Origin of the sequence: Ensifer sesbaniae, assembly GCF_013283665.1 — a bacterium.
Taxonomy (GTDB): Bacteria; Pseudomonadota; Alphaproteobacteria; order Rhizobiales; family Rhizobiaceae; genus Ensifer; species Ensifer sesbaniae.
Window position 1 is genome coordinate 1064180 of sequence record NZ_JABEKU010000002.1, and the last position, 15754, is coordinate 1079933.

Here is a 15754-nt window from a genome sequence, read left to right on the forward strand (position 1 = left end):
GCCTACGCCTTGCCGGAAAGTGCAAGCACGCGGTCCAATGCCGCCGCAAAGCCTTTGAGCGACACCGAGAACGCGACGTCCTTTTCCGTATCGCTCGCATGGCCACCGATTTTCAGCGTCGTTCCACTGCGCAGCGAGGCGACCGTGCCCTCGGTAAAGGTCAACGATACGATGCAGCCGATGGGCAGGCAGGTTCGGAATGGCGTCGGCTTGCCGCCGGTCGCCTCATCGACGCCAAGCGTGACGCCCTTTTCCAGATAGAGGCCGAACGGAAGCGCGAGGCTCCCCTCCAGACCGGCCGTTTCAGCCGGCCGAAGCTCGAGCGTCAGCACATGCTGGCCGCTCTTGTGAAACTGCCGCTGTGACAGGATGCAGTGCCTTTTACCCGCGACCTCGGCGCAGGCCACGCTCCAGTCCTCATAAGTTTCGGAAAGCTGGGAGGGTGCAGAAGCCTTTCCAGCCGCCGCGTCCTCGCCATGGAGCGGCGTGCTGGCGACGAATGTCGCCACCAGCATTGTCGAGAGCCACACGAACCGACGCATCAGAAGCGTACGTCAAGCTTGGCGTCGACCGCATTCTGCGTCGTGCCGGAGCCGAACTGGCCGGTGTAGGTGATGCCGAGGCTGGCATTGCCCGTCAGTGCGAAATCGATGCCGGCCTCGATGATTGCGGCATCTTCGGCGATCGGCGTCCCGGCCACCGAGAACGCACTGCCCGTGCCAAAGGCCATGGTCGAGAACGGCGTCGTGTCGCCGAAGGCGTGTTGCCAGCCGAGCATGCCGCGCACCTTTGCGTCGGTCGGGCCAAGGCTGAGCGGCGCAGAAGCACGCAGACCGAGCGTCGTGAAGGTCGTATCGGTTGTGTTGCTCCGGCTCGAAAGCGCTGCCGCGGCACCGCGCTCGGTGAAGCCGTCAGTGTGCAGGCTGACATAAGCGAGGTTCGCAAAGGGCTCGAGCGCGACACTCGGCAGATCGATGCGGTAGCCGACTTCGCCGAACGCCTGGAAGGTTCCGGCATCGTAATCGGCCTTCAACTGGTCGGTGAAACCGGGGAAGGCAACGGAGCGCGCGGTGTTGATCGAATGCCAGGTGTAGGCCAGGCCCGACCGCAGCGCGACATCACCCCAGCGGCCGCCACTATAGACACCGAGGTGGTAGTTGTCGCTGTCGCCGCTGGAGGCACGGCTGTCGACATCGAAGTTCGTCCGGCTGTAGGCGGCCATGATGCCGATCAAAGCATTGTCCGAGACCGCGGCATCGAAGCCGGTGACGAAACCGCCCGTCGACTGGTCAAGCGCGCCAGCGTTGCCGTTGCCGTCGGTGTTGGTCCAGGAGCCGAACACCTGGCCCCAGCCGGCCATCGCCGGCCGGGCCACCGATGCCGCGTTGATCGCCCCGACGGCACCGGTTGTGATTTTGTCTTCCGGACCATAGGCCAGAACCGGGACATCCGCCGCTGCCACGTCGTCGAAGGCTGCGCGAATGCGGTCGTTCGCGGCGTTGCGCAACAGACTGCTGTCGTTGATCAACGCCGTCTGCGCCGAAGCATGGACTTCGCCCGACAAAAGGTCGAAGGCCCGACGTGCTGCATCGCCGTCCAGCAGGATCAGGGCATTGTAGAGCCCGAGCGAAGGGCCGCTCTGGCCGAGCGTGTTGAGGGCCAGCGCCGCCTGTCGCTGGTTGCCCGTGGCAGCTTCGCCTTCAAAGACGCCGGGCTCGGGTTCGCCGGGTTTCGGTTCGCCGGGCTTGGGTTCACCCGGTTTCGGCTCGCCCGGCTTTGGTTCCCCGGGCTTCGGTTCGCCTGGCTTGGGCTCCGTGCCCCCGTTTTTGACCTTGATCTTGAGGTCGACCTGCTTTTCCTTCTGGTCGAGCGACACTTCGAGGAAGGCGGATTTCGAGATCGCTTCGGCGAACTTCCCCTCGATCGCCCGATCCGCGGTCAGGATCGTATAGGTCTGTCCGGTCTTGTAGCTGGTGTTCGCGTCGAGTGCGGTGACCTGAACGTTGGTACCGCTGCCGATCTTGGCGATACCGGTGTTTTCGTTGGTGCCAATGCTCTTGACGACGATCCGGTCGGAACGGCCGTCGCCGGCGATGTCCGCCTCGTAGATCGAACCGGTCGCCATATCGAGCCGCCCCACGACCGTCAGCGTGCCGGTGGAACTGTTGCCGGGCGAGATGATCGCCTTCGAGTCGATGTAGGTGTCGCCGACTGTGCCGGAGCCGCCCAGCCTGCCGAAAGAGGTCGAGTTCGGATCGCGGATGCGGTTCATCTCGCCGAACACGTCCACCTCATTCGTATAGAAACGATCGCCCTCAACCCGTCCCGTCTCGCCGTCGACGATCAGTGTTCCACCGGTCACTTCGAACCGGGTCTCGCTGTAGTCCGTAATGCCGGTATCCGGATCATTGTCGATCGTGTCGAGGTTGCTCTTCAGCACCAGCTTGCCGCCGGAAACGTTCACCTTGCCGTAGAATTTCGTCAGGTCGCCGCTGACGATGGTTTCGCCGGAGAAATTGCTGATCGTGCCCTTGCCACCGATCGTGTTGGCAAACTCGTAACCCGCGTTCGTATGGTTGAAATTGACGTAACCCCTTCGCGGGCCGAAATCGATCTTCGCCGCCGGATCGACCGTGCCCGCCGCCTGCGCCTGCCGAGCAATGGGCTCGGCGATATTGTTCAGGTCGACTTTGCCGCCGATCGTCAGGCTGCCCATGCCTTCGTTGTTGACGCCACCGATGCCGGAAAGCACGATGCCGCCGCCCGCCGAAAGCTTGCCGCCGTTTGCGACGGAAAGGTTGACCCTGCCGCTATCGCCGATCGTCAGCGTGTCGGCAACCTTGAGCTCGCTGCCGGCGCCATCGACATAGGCTTGGATTGTGTCGACGCTCTCGTCTTCCTGCAGGACGGCGGTGTTGGTCGAGACGACGGCGCCCTTCTCGATCGTGAGGCTGTCGCCGATCGTCAACTCGCCGGTATTGACCCAGCGCGAATTCTCGCCAGTCACCAGAACCGTGCCGTTCTCGAAGTAGGCCGTCCTGGAATTGATGAGACCGCCGTTCTCGATCCTGACTGCGGCGGTGTTGAGCGTCAGCGCACCATCGGCGACACCCAGATAATCGGTGGAAAGCATGGAGCCGGCGCCGCGCACCACGAGCGTTCCGTCGCCTTCCTGTAGCGAACCGACATAGGTTTCCTTGGCTGAGACCGTGCCGCCGTTCTCGATGATCAACGTGCCCTTGCCGCCATAGATGCCGTTTTCGAAGCCGCCGACGAAGAGCGCGCGATAGCCGTTCGGATTGCTATCGACAATGTTCCAGGTCGAGCCTGGACCGGAGACGACGACCGTTCCGACGGAACCGCGGCCATCGGCGATGTAGCCGTTGGTGCTTTCAACCTTGGCGCCGTCCTTGATCGTCAGGGTGGCGCCGCCGGTGCCGCCGCGGATCACCAGGTTGCCGTTGATCGTATGGTCGCCGGTCCAGGTTGTGTCGCCCGGAACGAGCAACCCGGCCGCGTTCGCCGGAGACGGGATGAACGGTGCGGCCGCCAGCATCATCGAGAGAAGACCGGCGCGGCCAAGCGCGGTCGAACTCAGAAGGTTGATCCTCGAAACGTCCGCCTTCGCAGAGATAATCAATGTCTGCCCCTTTTTCATTTGCACATGTTTGCGCACAACTCCCAGGCGAACGGTTTCGCCGGGACGCGCGGGTCATGGGCGGCTATAGCAAGCCGGCGAAAGGGGAGAATTCCGGTTTCTGCAAACGGCAAATTGCAGCGCTGAAGGGTTGTGGCTTTCTGCAGACGGCTTGATTTCGCCGACGAACGGCAATCGACATCGGCGCCCGCTTCAACCATAAAAATGGCATGAAACCAGAAGATGAAACCAATTCAGTGGACGAAGGCGCCTATATCGCCAGCGTGCGGCGCGCGACGCTCTGGCTCGGATTTCTCTATTGGTTCATTGAATTCATCATCAGCAGCATCCTGTGGGGCATACTCGGAATCGATCCGATCATGTCGGCACCGGGAAAGCTGCTCCTGATGATCTGCGGCATGACCTTTTCCTATGGCATCGCCGCGGCGATGTTTGGCGTGCGGCGGCACCATATCGCAATCAAGATCGTCGTCGGTTTTGCAACTTCGCTCGTGGCCGCATTCGCCAATACCGGCGTCGACTTCATGCTCTACCTTGTGATCGTGCGTCCCGATCCGATCACGGTCGACTGGACCAGCATCGGCTATACGCTCGTCTACAGCATGGCGACCTTCGTCGGCTGGTCGTTCTTTTTCGTCGCGCTGCTCTACAGTTTCGAGCTGCGCGAACGCGAGCGACGCCTGGCGATCACGCGCGAGGAGGCGCTCGCGGCGCAAATGCGGGCTCTCCGCTACCAGGTCAATCCGCACTTCCTGTTCAACACGCTGAACTCCATCGCCGGACTGATCGAGGAAGGGCAGACCGTTGCCGCAACGCGCATGGTGATGTCGCTTTCAAACTTTCTGCGCACGACCCTGGAGCTCGATCCCTTGCACGACGTGCGGCTGGCGGATGAACTGGCCCTGCAGGCCGGTTATCTTCACATCGAAGGCGAGCGTTACTCCGACCGGATGAAACTCAGGATGGACATTGCCAGCGGCCTGGAAGAGGCGCTGGTGCCGAGCCTGATCCTGCAACCCCTGATCGAGAACGCGGTCAAACACGGCGTCGGCCGCTCGCCAGAACAGGTCGAGATCGTCATCAGCGCGGCCAAGGTCGGCCAGGCGCTCGAAATCACCGTCGAGAACGATATTGCCGCAGAGGCCGACAATGGCCGGCGCCAGACCTCCGGCACCGGGATCGGCCTCAAGAATGTCGCCGACCGCGTCCAGGCGCGCTTTCCGGGTGTCGGCGCCTGTGTATCCGGGCTGGTGACGCCCAGGCGTTTCAGAGCCGCAATTACGATACCGCTGAGGCTTGCATGAACGAAATCCAGACAGTCTCCCTTTCGATCCTCGTCATCGACGATGAGCCGCTCGCCAGACGTCGCCTGCTGCGCCTGCTCGGCGCAATGCCAGACGTCGAGGTATTGGGAGCCGCCGGCAATGTCCAGCAGGCCTGCGACCTCATCGCCGAGCTGCAGCCGGACGTGATCCTGCTCGATATCCAGATGCCTGGCGGCACCGGCTTCGACATCCTGGGGAAGCTGGGGAGCAATGCGCCCGCAGTCGTCTTCGTGACCGCCTTCGATCACTATGCGCTTCGCGCCTTCGAGGCGGCTGCCGTCGACTATGTCACCAAGCCGATCGAGGCGAACCGCCTGCGCACCGCAATCGAGCGGGCGCGCGTGGCGATTGCGGCGCGAACGAGCACCGAACGTGTATTGGAACTCAACGAAACCGTGCATGCGCTGCGACAGGCACTGCGCAAACACGAAGCCCAGTCGGCCGATCTCTGGATCAAGTCCCGCGGAGAATTCGTTCGCATCGCGCTTGATCGGGTCGTGCGTTTCCAGGCGGAGCGCGACTATGTCCGCATCCATATCGAGGGTCGGTCCTATCTGCATCACGAAAGTCTCGCATCGCTCGAACGCCGGCTCGACCCGGCCGAGTTTCTGAGGCTACATCGCAGTTGGATCGTGCGCCGCGACTGCATCATGGGACTCAAGCAGGCCCCCTTTGCTGCCCTTATCGCCCTGCTCTCCGATGGCAGCGAAATCCGCGTCGGGCGGACCTATGCGCGCCATATCCGGCCGACCACCGCCGAGCGCCCACCAAGCGCTTGAAGGGCCGCGCGCGGAAGATCGCGACATACTTAGCGCAAGACTCCGCGCAGCCGTGGCACCGCAAAATCCACGAACGCCCTGAGCTTCATCGGCACCAGACCCTGCGGCAGATAGACCAGCTGGACCGGAAGCGGCGGGTGTTCGAACGCCTCCAGCAAGGGAACGAGCAACCCCTCTGCGACGGGACGCGCCACCTGATAGGAAAGCACCCGCGTCAGGCCGAGGCCGGCGATGGCGGCATCGACGGCCGATTCCGCCGTGTTGACGATCAGCCGCGACCGGATCGGCGCAGCCAGTTCGCGCCCATCGTCGAGAAAGCGCCAGACATGGGCGGCCGTGACGTTTTCGAAGGTGATGCAGTCATGCTCGGCGAGCTTGTTCGGATGCTGGGGCGCGCCGAGCCGCGCGACATAATCGGGGCTTGCATAGACCACGCGGCGGACGGTGCCGAGCTTGGTCGCAACCAGATTGCTATCGGGAAGATTACCGATCCGAAGCGCCACGTCGATGTGGTCGTCAACGAGATTGGCAAACCGGTCACTCAGCGCCAGCCGCATGTCGATCTGGGGATGAGCCTTCAGGAAGTCCACGACGACCGGAAGGACGTGCAGGCGGCCGAAGACGATCGGAGCAGAGATCGTCAGGTCGCCCTTGACCGCGCTGTATTCACCGGCGGCCACTCTTTCCGCCTCTTCGACGCGCGCCAGGATCTCCTTGGCCGCTTCCACATAGGAGCGGCCGGTTTCCGTCAGAAGGACTTTGCGGTTCGTCCGGGTGATGAGCTGGGCGCCAAGATGCGTCTCGAGTTCCGAAACTTTCCGGCTGACGGTGGCAAGCGGCACCTTGAGCTGCCGCGAGGCGGCCGACAGGCTGCCATTCTCGATGACGGCAAGCAGAACGCCCATGGCGTCGAGACGGTCCATTCTTTCCTTCCAAAAAATGAGAATCTGACTACCGAATATCCATTCTACTGCCAAAAATTGGAAAGTCATAGATTGCTCTCGAAGGCGGTTCATCCCGAACCGCCGGAGGGCCGCGACGGTTCTCACGCACTCGAGGGACATCCCCCATGAAACTCTATCGCCATCCGCTGTCCGGCCATTCACACCGGGCACAGCTCTTTCTGTCGCTGCTCGGCGTACCGCACGAACTGATCGACGTGGATCTCAAGGCCCGGGCACACAAGGAGCCGGAGTTCCTGAAGCTCAATCCGTTCGGTCAGGTTCCGGTTCTCGATGACGACGGCACCATCATTGCGGACTCCAATGCCATCCTCGTCTATCTCGCCAAGAAGCTCGGCCGCATCGACTGGCTCCCGGAAGATCCGGCCTTGGCCGCCAAGGTACAGAAATGGCTTTCGGTTGCCGCCGGCGATATCGCCTTTGGCCCGGCGGCTGCCCGGCTCGTCACCGTGTTCGGCGCCAATCTGCGGGCGGAAGAGGCGATTGCCCGGGCGCATCGCGTGCTGGCGCAGATCGATGCTGAACTGACCGGCCGCGACTTCCTGCTCGGCGCCCGGCCGACCATCGCCGACGTTTCGCTCTACAGCTACGTTTCCGCCGCGCCCGAGGGCAATGTCGACCTCTCCGACTATGCCCAGGTCCGGGCCTGGCTTGCCCGCATCGAGCGCCTGCCCGGCTTCGTCGGCTTCCAGAAGACGGCTGTCGGCCTCGCCGCCTGACGAACCGGGCCCCGGGGCAGCCACCCTGTCCCGCCCTCACCCCAACGAGGTTTCAGATCATGCCGGACAATGCACAACAGAAACGGCCGGACTCTCCCTGGCACGAAGGCGAACTTGCCATCCAGCGCAGCCTCGGAGTCGTCGAACGCATGGATGCAACGGGGCGGAACTTCGTGCGCAGCTTCATGCCCGAGCAGCACCAGCGGTTCTTCCCCATGCTGCCATTCGCTGTCTTCGGCGCGGTCGACGCAAAAGGTGACGTCTGGGCGACGATGCGCGCCGCAGCCCCCGGCTTCATGCAGGCTCCCGACGCCTTGAACCTCGACGTGCGGCTGCCGCGCGAACCCGATGATCCGGCGGATGCCGGCATGGATGACGCCCATTCGATCGGCATGCTCGGCATCCAGCTCGAAACCCGGCGCCGCAACCGGCTGAACGGCGCGATCCTGCGTGAGGGCGACGACGGGTTCACCATTCGTGTGCGCCAGAGTTTCGGCAACTGCCCGCAATATATCCAGCTCCGGCAATTCTCCTTTTCCCGTGCCCCGCACGATCCGGCATCGCACCGGCCGGTCCGCTACACGGCGCTCGACGAGCGCGCCCGGGCGATCATCGCCAATGCCGATACCTTTTTCGTCGCCTCCTATTTCGACCGCGATACCGGCGAGCGGCAGGTCGATGTCTCCCATCGCGGCGGAAAGGCTGGTTTCGTCGAGATCGGCGACGATGACGTTCTCACGATCCCCGACTTCTCCGGCAACCTGTTCTTCAACACGCTCGGCAACTTCATGGTCAATCCGCGCGCCGGTCTGCTGTTCATCGACTTCGCGACCGGCGACATGCTGCAGCTGACCGGTAGCGCCGAGGTCATTCTGTCTTCGCCCGAGGTCGCCGCCTTCCAGGGTGCCGAACGCCTGTGGCGCTTCCGGCCCGAACAGGTCGTTTATCGCCAGGATGGCCTGCCGCTTCGCTGGGCCTTCGAGGATGGTGGTTGGTCGCCCAACCTGCTGACGACAGGCGACTGGGAGCAAGCGAAGGCACGCCTGCAGGCCGCGACCCTGGCCGAAAAGTGGCGGCCGTTCCGGGTTGCGCGCGTCGAAGAGGAAAGTACGACGATCCGCTCGCTCTACCTCGCGCCGGACGATGGTGTCGGCCTCATGGCCCACCGGGCCGGCCAGCACCTGCCGATCCGGATGCGGACAGACGCGAACGGCAAGGCTCTTGTCCGAAGCTACACGCTCTCCTCCGCCCCGACCGATGCGCTCTATCGCATCAGCGTCAAGAAGGACGGCATGGTTTCACGGCAACTGCACGGGCTCAAACCCGGTGACCGGATCGAAGCGCGTGCGCCAGCCGGCAGTTTCACGATCGATGGCACGGAGCGGCGACCGGCGGCGCTGATCGGCGCCGGCGTCGGCATCACGCCGATGGTGGCCATGCTCCAGCACATCGTCCACGAGGGTCGCCGCAAGCGCCGCACGCGTCCGACCTGGCTTTTTCAGGCCGCCCGCTCCTTGGAGGAACGTGCCTTCGACCGGGAAATCGCCGCTCTGGTCGAGGAAGGCCAAGGCAATATCCGCCTCGTGCGCGCGCTCAGCCAACCGGAGGGCGCGACCGAAGGGCAGGACTATGACGTCAGTGGCCGGATCGATCTCACTCATCTGAAAGCCACCCTGCCTTTCGACGACTACGACTTCTATCTGTGCGGCCCGGCGGCCTTCACGCAGTCCCTCTATGATGGTCTTCGCGCGCTCAATGTGGCCGACGCCCGCATCCATGCGGAAGCCTTTGGGCTCTCGTCGCTGACACGGCGGCCGGATGGCGGTTCTCAGCCGATCATGGCACCGCCGGCGAGCGTTCCCGTCCACGTCGTCTTTGCGAAATCCGCCAAGGAGGCCCGCTGGCAACCGGGCGACGGCAATCTGCTCGATCTCGCCGAAGCGCGCGGGCTGACACCCGAATTCGGCTGCCGCAACGGCAGTTGCGGATCCTGCAGGACGTCGGTGCTCGAAGGAAAAGTGACCTATCCGTCCGCGCCCTCTTTCCCGGTGGCAGAGGACGAAGCGCTGATCTGCTGTGCCGTTCCGGCTGAAGACGAGGAACACAAGCTGCATCTTTCGCTCTAAGCCATGTATCGGCTATTGATGGACATCGTCAGTAGCCGTGCGGGATGCAGAATGAACGATCAACAGATCCGCGATATCGTCCTCTGGCTTTCGGAGCAGGGCCTGAAGGGGCTGGATGAGCCGGAGCTGTTCGCTGGCTTCTGCGAGCAGTGCCGTGCAGCCGGCCTCGACCTTGCCCGCGCACTCGGGCTGATCGACACGCTGCATCCGGAATTCGAAGGCCGCGCCTTCCAGTGGAATGACGAGACGGATGTGACGCCCGATGTCATCCAGTACGGCTCGACAACGACCGGCGAAGCCCTGTTGAATTGGCAGAATTCCATCTTCTACCACATGCTCAACGATCATGAGCCGGAACGGCGCACCCGCCTCGCGACCGAGGAAACCGTCAGCTTCACGATGCTGAACGAGCTGAAGGAGCAAGGGCACACCGATTGCGTCAGCATGATCCACCATTTCACCGATCAGGGTCGCGTCGGGGGAATGGATTGTTTCTATTCCTATTGGACGACCCGCAAGCCGTCCGGTTTCGCCGAGGACGACATCGCTGCGCTCCGGGCCCTGTTGCCGACGCTCGCGCTCGCGGTGAAGACCGGCTCCTGCATGCGCATCATCAGCACGCTTGCCGATGTCTATCTTGGCGCCGACGCCGGAAAACGCGTTGTCGAGGGAAGCATCGCCCGCGGTGCGGCGGTGCGCATCGAAACGGTCATGTGGTTTTCGGACCTCAGGAGCTACACCCGCATCTCGGACACCGCCTCGCCCGACCAGATCATCCCGCTGCTCAACGATTATTCGGGCACGGTGATCACGGCCATTCACGACCATGGTGGCTGCGTGCTGAAGCTCATCGGTGACGGTGTGCTTGCGATCTTCAATGCCGACGACCCGGCTACCGCCTGCGCCAACGCCATTGCGGCCGAACGGCAGCTCCGCCGCATGCTCGCCGAGCTCAATACGAGCCGGCAGGCGGAGGGCAAGCCGACGACCGACGTCTATCTCGGCCTCCATATCGGCGAAGTGTTCTACGGCAATATCGGCAGCCAGACCCGACTCGATTTCACCGTCGTCGGTCCGGCCGTCAACGAAGTGAGCCGCATTTCATCGATGTGCCGTTCGGTCGAGCGGCACATGATCATGTCTTCTGATTTCGTCGAGGCCTGCCCGCCGGAACATCAGGTCCATGCGGTGTCGCTGGGGCGTTTCGCGCTGCGCGGCATCGCGCGGGCAAAGGAGCTGTTCACGTGGGATCCGGAACTGCCGGCGAACTGAAAAGCGTGCCGTTACTGGCTCATCACGCCCTGAGAGACGCGCGAGAGATGGCGGTGCTGCAGCTCGGCTTGAACCTCACCCTGGAAGTCCATCACCTGCCGGCGCACTTCGTCTTCCGAGCAGCCGCAGGCAAGAAGTTCGTCGGCGAGGGCGCGGCACCGGCGGCGCCAGAATTGCAGGGCTTCGGCGCCATGCAGATCTTCAAGCTCGACGGCAGCGGTGCGGATGGCGGTCAATCTCCTTGCCACCGGAAACGGAACGATCGTGCTCGCATCGGATTCCGTGGCTTTCACTGATTGCTTGCCTGCCATCTTCTCATTTGCCCCCTGGAGCTTCGTGCGTTGACGCGAACGCATGAAGACGCCCTACGCTTGTCGATGTCGAGCACCTCACGCGCCTGCGGTGTCCCCAACCGCAGGCGAAGCACTCTGGTGATTCCTGTTCTACGAAGCCTATGGTTAACGTTTCCTTCCCGCCGCCACCGCCAGATGCGGATTGACCGCTTGTGGGACAGAAGATGTCGGCCTCGTCAAACCGGCGACACGGTTGTCCGCTTTTCTGGGTTGGTTTCCGACATAAAACATGACATTGGAATTCATATTTATACCCACCACCCTCGGTCGCCGCCCCCAGTGAGTGCAGCTGCATGTTGAAGCGTTTCTTCGCGTTTTACCGCCCCTATCGCGGCCTGTTCATTCTCGACTTTTCCTGCGCCGTGCTTTCCGGCCTGCTCGAGCTCGGCTTCCCGATCGCAGTGAAGCTGTTCGTCGATCAGCTTTTGCCGAGCCAGGAATGGACCCTGATCCTGTTGTCCTCGGCGGGACTACTGCTCGTCTATCTGCTCAATACCGGCCTGATGGCGACGGTCACCTATTGGGGCCACATGCTCGGCATCAACATCGAGACGGACATGCGGCGGATGGCCTTCGACCATCTGCAGAAGCTCTCCTTCTCGTTCTTCGACAACCAGAAGACCGGTCATCTGGTCGGGCGCCTGACGAAGGACCTCGAGGAAATCGGCGAAGTCGCCCACCACGGGCCTGAAGACCTGTTCATTGCGATCATGACCTTCATCGGCGCACTCTTGCTGATGCTGATGGTGCATTGGCAGCTGGCGCTGATCACGGCCGCCGTCGTGCCGATGACGGCCTGGGTTACCAGCCGCTACGGCGGGCGGATGACCCGGAACTTCCGCAACCTTTACGGCCGGGTGGGCGATTTCAACGCCCGCATCGAGGAGAATGTTGGGGGGATACGGGTGGTACAGGCCTTAGCCAAGAAGCGCATGAGCGCAGCCTCTTCGAGACCGACAACCAGAACTATCGCCGCACCAAGCTCGAAGCCTATCGCATCATGGCCGCGAGCACGTCGCTCAGCTACATGAGCATGCGGCTGACGCAGCTGATCGTCATGATCACCGGCTGCTACTTCGTGCTGACCGGCGAGCTGACGAATGGCGGCTTCGTCAGCTTCCTGCTTCTGGTCGGCGTGTTCTTCCGCCCCGTCGAGAAGATCAACTCGGTCATCGAGACCTATCCGAAGGGTATTGCCGGCTTCAAACGCTTCCTCGAACTCATGGAAACCGAGCCCGATATCGAGGATCGGCCAGATGCTGCCGACGTCACCGACCTCAAGGGTGACATCACCTATAGCGGCGTCTCGTTCGGCTACAGCGCCGAGAAGCCGATCATCCAGAACATCGACCTGACGATCCATGCCGGCGAGACGATCGCCTTCGTCGGTCCCTCGGGCGCCGGCAAGACGACGATCTGCTCGCTGCTGCCACGCTTCTACGAGGTCAGCGAAGGTTCGATCACCATCGACGGCACTGACATCCGCGACATCACGCTTTCCTCGCTGCGTGGCCAGATCGGTATCGTCCAGCAGGATGTCTTCCTCTTCGCCGGCACCATTCGCGACAACATCGCCTATGGCCGGCTCGGTGCCAGTGAAGCCGATATCCTGGATGCCGCCCGGCGCGCCAAGCTCGACGGCACGATCCAGGCGTTGCCGGACGGCATGGACACGGTGATCGGCGAGCGCGGAGTCAAGCTTTCCGGCGGGCAAAAGCAGAGGCTGGCGATCGCCCGCATGTTCCTGAAGAACCCCGCAATCCTCATCCTCGACGAGGCGACCTCCGCGCTCGACACCGAATCGGAACGGGCGATCCAGCAGTCGCTGGCCGAACTTTCCAGGGGCAGGACGACATTGATCATCGCGCACCGGCTGGCAACGATCCGCGATGCCGATCGCATCGTTGTGGGCGACGGCAGCCGCATTCGCGAACAGGGACCGCACGAAACACTGCTCGCCGCCAAGGGCGCCTATAGCCGCCTCTATCACGCCCAGGCAGGTACCATCTGATGATGGCCATGGCAGCGTAGGCATTGCATGCGGAAGGAGGGGACGATACGAACGGAACACATTGCACCCTCCGTCCGCCAGATCCTTAGCGCCATGAACACTCCTGATCTTTCCGTCCTTGAACGCGCCATAGCAGCCTTGCCGCAGCACCACCCCGGACCGGGCGGCGTTGCCGGTGTGGTGAGAGACGGCGAGGTCCTGTTTCGCCACGCCTGGGGCTATGCCGACCTGACGGCCCGCAAACAGATGACGATGGCGACGCGGATTCCGATCTGCTCGATCACCAAGCAGCTAACCTGCGCGGTGCTGCTGGACGCGGTTGGTCGTCCCGAGAAGCTCGACCCCGCGCTCGACGCCTATCTCCCCTTGCTCGAAGGCAAGCGCCCGACCGCTGCCCATCTCTGTCACAACCAGTCCGGACTTCGCGACTACTGGGCGTTGACGGTGCTTGAGGGCGCCAGCCACGATGGTGTCTTCCGCCGTGAGGATGCACGCCCGCTGCTGTCCAAGGCGCGCTCGACGCATTTCGAGCCCGGCACCCGCTATTCCTACTCCAACGGCAATTTCCGCATTCTCGCCGACCTGATTGAAGAGCATACCGGCCGCTCAATGGCGGAACTCTATCAGAGCTCCGTCTTTGGTCCCGCGGCCATGCAGACCGCCGCCCTGACCCCGGATACCAGCCTGCCGCCGGACGGTATCGTCGGCTACGAGGGCAACGAGGCGATCGGCTATTTCGAGGCGCTCAATCGCATCTATTGGGCGGGCGACGCCGGTGTTTCCGCCTCGCTCGACGACATGCTGGCCTGGGAGTGCTTCATCGACGGGACGCGTGACGATGCGGACGGGCTCTATCGCCGCCTTTCTGCACCGCAGACCTATGCGGATGGTCGCCCGGCACCCTACGGCTTCGGCCTCGCACACGAGATGATCGGCGATGTCGCGATCAGTGGTCACGGTGGCGCGCTTCGCGGTTTCCGCTGCCGCAGGCTTTACGCACCCACCGAGCGTCTCTCCGTCGTGGTGATGTTCAATCACGAAGGCGATGCCCATGCGGCTGCAACGACGCTGATGAAGATCGCTCTCGGCCACGAGGATACCGAGACCACGTCCGGGAGCTGGGACGCGCGGAGCACCGGAAGCTACCTGGATCCGGAAACGGGCCTCGCCCTTGTCGCCAGACCGACGGCATCGTCCCGCATCGAACTGCGGTTCGCGACTTCGCCCGAAACGCTTGCCGTCAGTGCCGACGGCAGCGCCCGCTCGGCGGCGGTGACCCTGACCGCGCAAGGCGCCGCGCTTCGCATGGAACGGCCCCGCGAAAATCTGACGGTGAATGCCGAACGCATTTCCGGCACGGCGTTCCCCGACATCGCCGGCCGCTACCATTCGGCTGAACTCGACGCTCATCTCGACATCGTCTCCACCAATGGCGTCTTCTACGGCGGCTTCGACGGTGCGCTCGGCACCGGAGCGATGCATGCCATGCGACCGCTGGCCGAAGACGTCTGGCTCCTTCGCTGCAAGCGCGCGATGGATGCACCGGCACCGGGAGACTGGACCATGCTCGTCCGGCGCAACGCGCAAGGCGAGGTTGCAGGCCTCACCATCGGCTGCTGGCTCGCCCGGCGGATCGACTACACGAAAATCGGCTGAGGCCGTGATCGAGGCGCCGGATATGCTAAGCAGAGGCGCGGCAATGGGCCGCGACATGACCAGAAACCGGAAGACCACGGCGTGAAACAGAAGCGACCAACGGCTGCGCGAGACAACGGCCGCCGCCCCGCAGCCGATGCCGGCAAACGCGTGACCGTTGCCCGCGCACTTTCCAAGCTCGGCTACTGTTCGCGCACGCAAGCCGAAAAGCTCGTTCTCGAAGGACGCGTCAGCGTCAGCGGACGCAAGGCCACGAGCGTTTCACATTGGGTCGACATCGACAAGGATCGCATCGCGGTCGATGGCAAGCCGGTGCATGCCGAAGAGAAGATCTATCTGATGCTGAACAAGCCGCGCGGATTGGTCACCACTCGGCACGACCCCGAGGGCCGGCCGACGGTGTTCGATTGCCTGACGGAATCCGACTTGTCTTTCCTGTCCCCAGTCGGTCGCCTCGATAAAGCCAGCGAAGGGCTTCTGCTCTTCACCAACGACACAGTGCTTGCCCAGCGCCTGCTCGATCCTGAAACACATCTCGGCAAGGTCTACCACGTGCAGATCGCCGGTCAGGTCGGTGACGGGCATCTCAGGCACATGGTTGCCGGCATCGAGGAAGGCGGCGAGGTGCTGCGCGCCGCACGTGCCGTCCATCTCAAGGGTGGCGACAAGAACACATGGATCGAAGTGGAGCTGGAAGAGGGGCGCAACCGCCAGATCCGCCGCATGCTTGATGCGCTCGGCTTCGAGGTTTTGCGCCTGCTTCGCGTTTCGATCGGGACGATCGCGCTTGGCGACCTACCCAAAGGCGCCACCCGTACACTCACGGCGGAAGAAATCACCTATCTGAGACAACGCACGGGTCTTTGACGGGCCATGCCGGAACATTCGAGTGC

11 protein-coding genes and 1 pseudogene are annotated in these 15754 nt (G+C 63.1%); 8 read left to right on the forward strand and 4 right to left on the reverse strand.

The window, feature by feature from the left end; all coding sequences use genetic code 11:
• Window positions 1-2 precede the first annotated feature (2 nt).
• Together BHMPCIPO_RS22645 and BHMPCIPO_RS22650 are read right to left on the reverse strand one after the other, a co-directional pair.
• The gene (locus BHMPCIPO_RS22645; RefSeq protein WP_246304507.1) at window positions 3-542 is read right to left on the reverse strand and encodes an invasion associated locus B family protein; all 540 of its coding nucleotides are present in this window, start codon (window positions 540-542) and stop codon (window positions 3-5) included.
• Window positions 542-3640: an autotransporter family protein gene (locus BHMPCIPO_RS22650; protein ID WP_173519066.1), complete on the reverse strand. Its 3099-nt coding sequence runs from the start codon at window positions 3638-3640 to the stop codon at window positions 542-544. The genes BHMPCIPO_RS22645 and BHMPCIPO_RS22650 overlap by 1 nt, the downstream gene beginning before the upstream one ends.
• A gap of 227 nt (window positions 3641-3867) precedes the next feature.
• On the opposite strand from BHMPCIPO_RS22650, the gene BHMPCIPO_RS22655 reads away from it, so the two are divergent.
• Together BHMPCIPO_RS22655 and BHMPCIPO_RS22660 are read left to right on the forward strand one after the other, a co-directional pair.
• Window positions 3868-4962: a sensor histidine kinase gene (locus BHMPCIPO_RS22655; protein WP_173519067.1), complete on the forward strand. Its 1095-nt coding sequence runs from the start codon at window positions 3868-3870 to the stop codon at window positions 4960-4962.
• The gene (locus BHMPCIPO_RS22660; RefSeq protein WP_173519068.1) at window positions 4959-5762 is read left to right on the forward strand and encodes a LytR/AlgR family response regulator transcription factor; all 804 of its coding nucleotides are present in this window, start codon (window positions 4959-4961) and stop codon (window positions 5760-5762) included. The genes BHMPCIPO_RS22655 and BHMPCIPO_RS22660 overlap by 4 nt, the downstream gene beginning before the upstream one ends.
• Window positions 5763-5791: 29 nt before the next feature.
• Here BHMPCIPO_RS22660 and BHMPCIPO_RS22665 read toward each other — a convergent pair whose 3' ends face one another.
• Window positions 5792-6685, reverse strand: a complete 894-nt coding sequence (locus BHMPCIPO_RS22665) for a LysR family transcriptional regulator (protein WP_173519069.1) — start codon at window positions 6683-6685, stop codon at window positions 5792-5794.
• Between the two features lie 146 nt (window positions 6686-6831).
• On the opposite strand from BHMPCIPO_RS22665, the gene BHMPCIPO_RS22670 reads away from it, so the two are divergent.
• The 3 genes from BHMPCIPO_RS22670 to BHMPCIPO_RS22680 are packed head-to-tail and all read left to right on the forward strand — an operon-like array spanning window position 6832 to window position 10841.
• Window positions 6832-7443 (forward strand): glutathione S-transferase family protein, encoded by a 612-nt coding sequence (locus tag BHMPCIPO_RS22670; protein WP_173519070.1) that lies wholly within the window; start codon window positions 6832-6834, stop codon window positions 7441-7443.
• A 59-nt stretch (window positions 7444-7502) separates the two neighbouring features.
• A complete protein-coding gene (locus BHMPCIPO_RS22675) occupies window positions 7503-9569 on the forward strand; it encodes a 2Fe-2S iron-sulfur cluster-binding protein (protein ID WP_173519071.1) in 2067 nt (688 codons plus the stop codon).
• Window positions 9570-9620: 51 nt separating this feature from the next.
• Window positions 9621-10841, forward strand: coding sequence for an adenylate/guanylate cyclase domain-containing protein (locus BHMPCIPO_RS22680; protein ID WP_173519072.1), 1221 nt, complete (start codon window positions 9621-9623; stop codon window positions 10839-10841).
• 11 nt (window positions 10842-10852) lie between these two features.
• On the opposite strand, the gene BHMPCIPO_RS32970 is transcribed toward BHMPCIPO_RS22680, so the two are convergent.
• Window positions 10853-11197: a DUF6074 family protein gene (locus BHMPCIPO_RS32970; protein WP_247958800.1), complete on the reverse strand. Its 345-nt coding sequence runs from the start codon at window positions 11195-11197 to the stop codon at window positions 10853-10855.
• 290 nt (window positions 11198-11487) lie between these two features.
• On the opposite strand from BHMPCIPO_RS32970, the pseudogene BHMPCIPO_RS22690 reads away from it, so the two are divergent.
• The 3 genes and pseudogenes from BHMPCIPO_RS22690 to BHMPCIPO_RS22700 all read left to right on the forward strand — a co-directional run bounded on the left by BHMPCIPO_RS22690 (window position 11488) and on the right by BHMPCIPO_RS22700 (window position 15728).
• Window positions 11488-13205: pseudogene (locus BHMPCIPO_RS22690) on the forward strand (ABC transporter ATP-binding protein).
• Between the two features lie 93 nt (window positions 13206-13298).
• Entirely contained in the window at window positions 13299-14861 is a 1563-nt protein-coding gene (locus BHMPCIPO_RS22695) for a D-aminopeptidase (RefSeq protein ID WP_173519074.1), read from the forward strand.
• 81 nt (window positions 14862-14942) lie between these two features.
• Window positions 14943-15728, forward strand: coding sequence for a pseudouridine synthase (locus BHMPCIPO_RS22700; protein WP_173519075.1), 786 nt, complete (start codon window positions 14943-14945; stop codon window positions 15726-15728).
• Window positions 15729-15754: the final 26 nt, after the last annotated feature.

What these genes read in the sequence shown, in the direction of transcription:
- BHMPCIPO_RS22645 (WP_246304507.1), bottom strand. Translation starts at nt 542, where the DNA reads ATGCGTCGGTTCGTGTGGCTCTCGACAATGCTGGTGGCGACATTCGTC.
- BHMPCIPO_RS22655 (WP_173519067.1), top strand. Translation starts at nt 3,868, where the DNA reads ATGAAACCAGAAGATGAAACCAATTCAGTGGACGAAGGCGCCTATATC.
- BHMPCIPO_RS22660 (WP_173519068.1), top strand. Translation starts at nt 4,959, where the DNA reads ATGAACGAAATCCAGACAGTCTCCCTTTCGATCCTCGTCATCGACGAT.
- BHMPCIPO_RS22665 (WP_173519069.1), bottom strand. Translation starts at nt 6,685, where the DNA reads ATGGACCGTCTCGACGCCATGGGCGTTCTGCTTGCCGTCATCGAGAAT.
- BHMPCIPO_RS22670 (WP_173519070.1), top strand. Translation starts at nt 6,832, where the DNA reads ATGAAACTCTATCGCCATCCGCTGTCCGGCCATTCACACCGGGCACAG.
- BHMPCIPO_RS22675 (WP_173519071.1), top strand. Translation starts at nt 7,503, where the DNA reads ATGCCGGACAATGCACAACAGAAACGGCCGGACTCTCCCTGGCACGAA.
- BHMPCIPO_RS22680 (WP_173519072.1), top strand. Translation starts at nt 9,621, where the DNA reads ATGAACGATCAACAGATCCGCGATATCGTCCTCTGGCTTTCGGAGCAG.
- BHMPCIPO_RS32970 (WP_247958800.1), bottom strand. Translation starts at nt 11,197, where the DNA reads ATGCGTTCGCGTCAACGCACGAAGCTCCAGGGGGCAAATGAGAAGATG.
- BHMPCIPO_RS22695 (WP_173519074.1), top strand. Translation starts at nt 13,299, where the DNA reads ATGAACACTCCTGATCTTTCCGTCCTTGAACGCGCCATAGCAGCCTTG.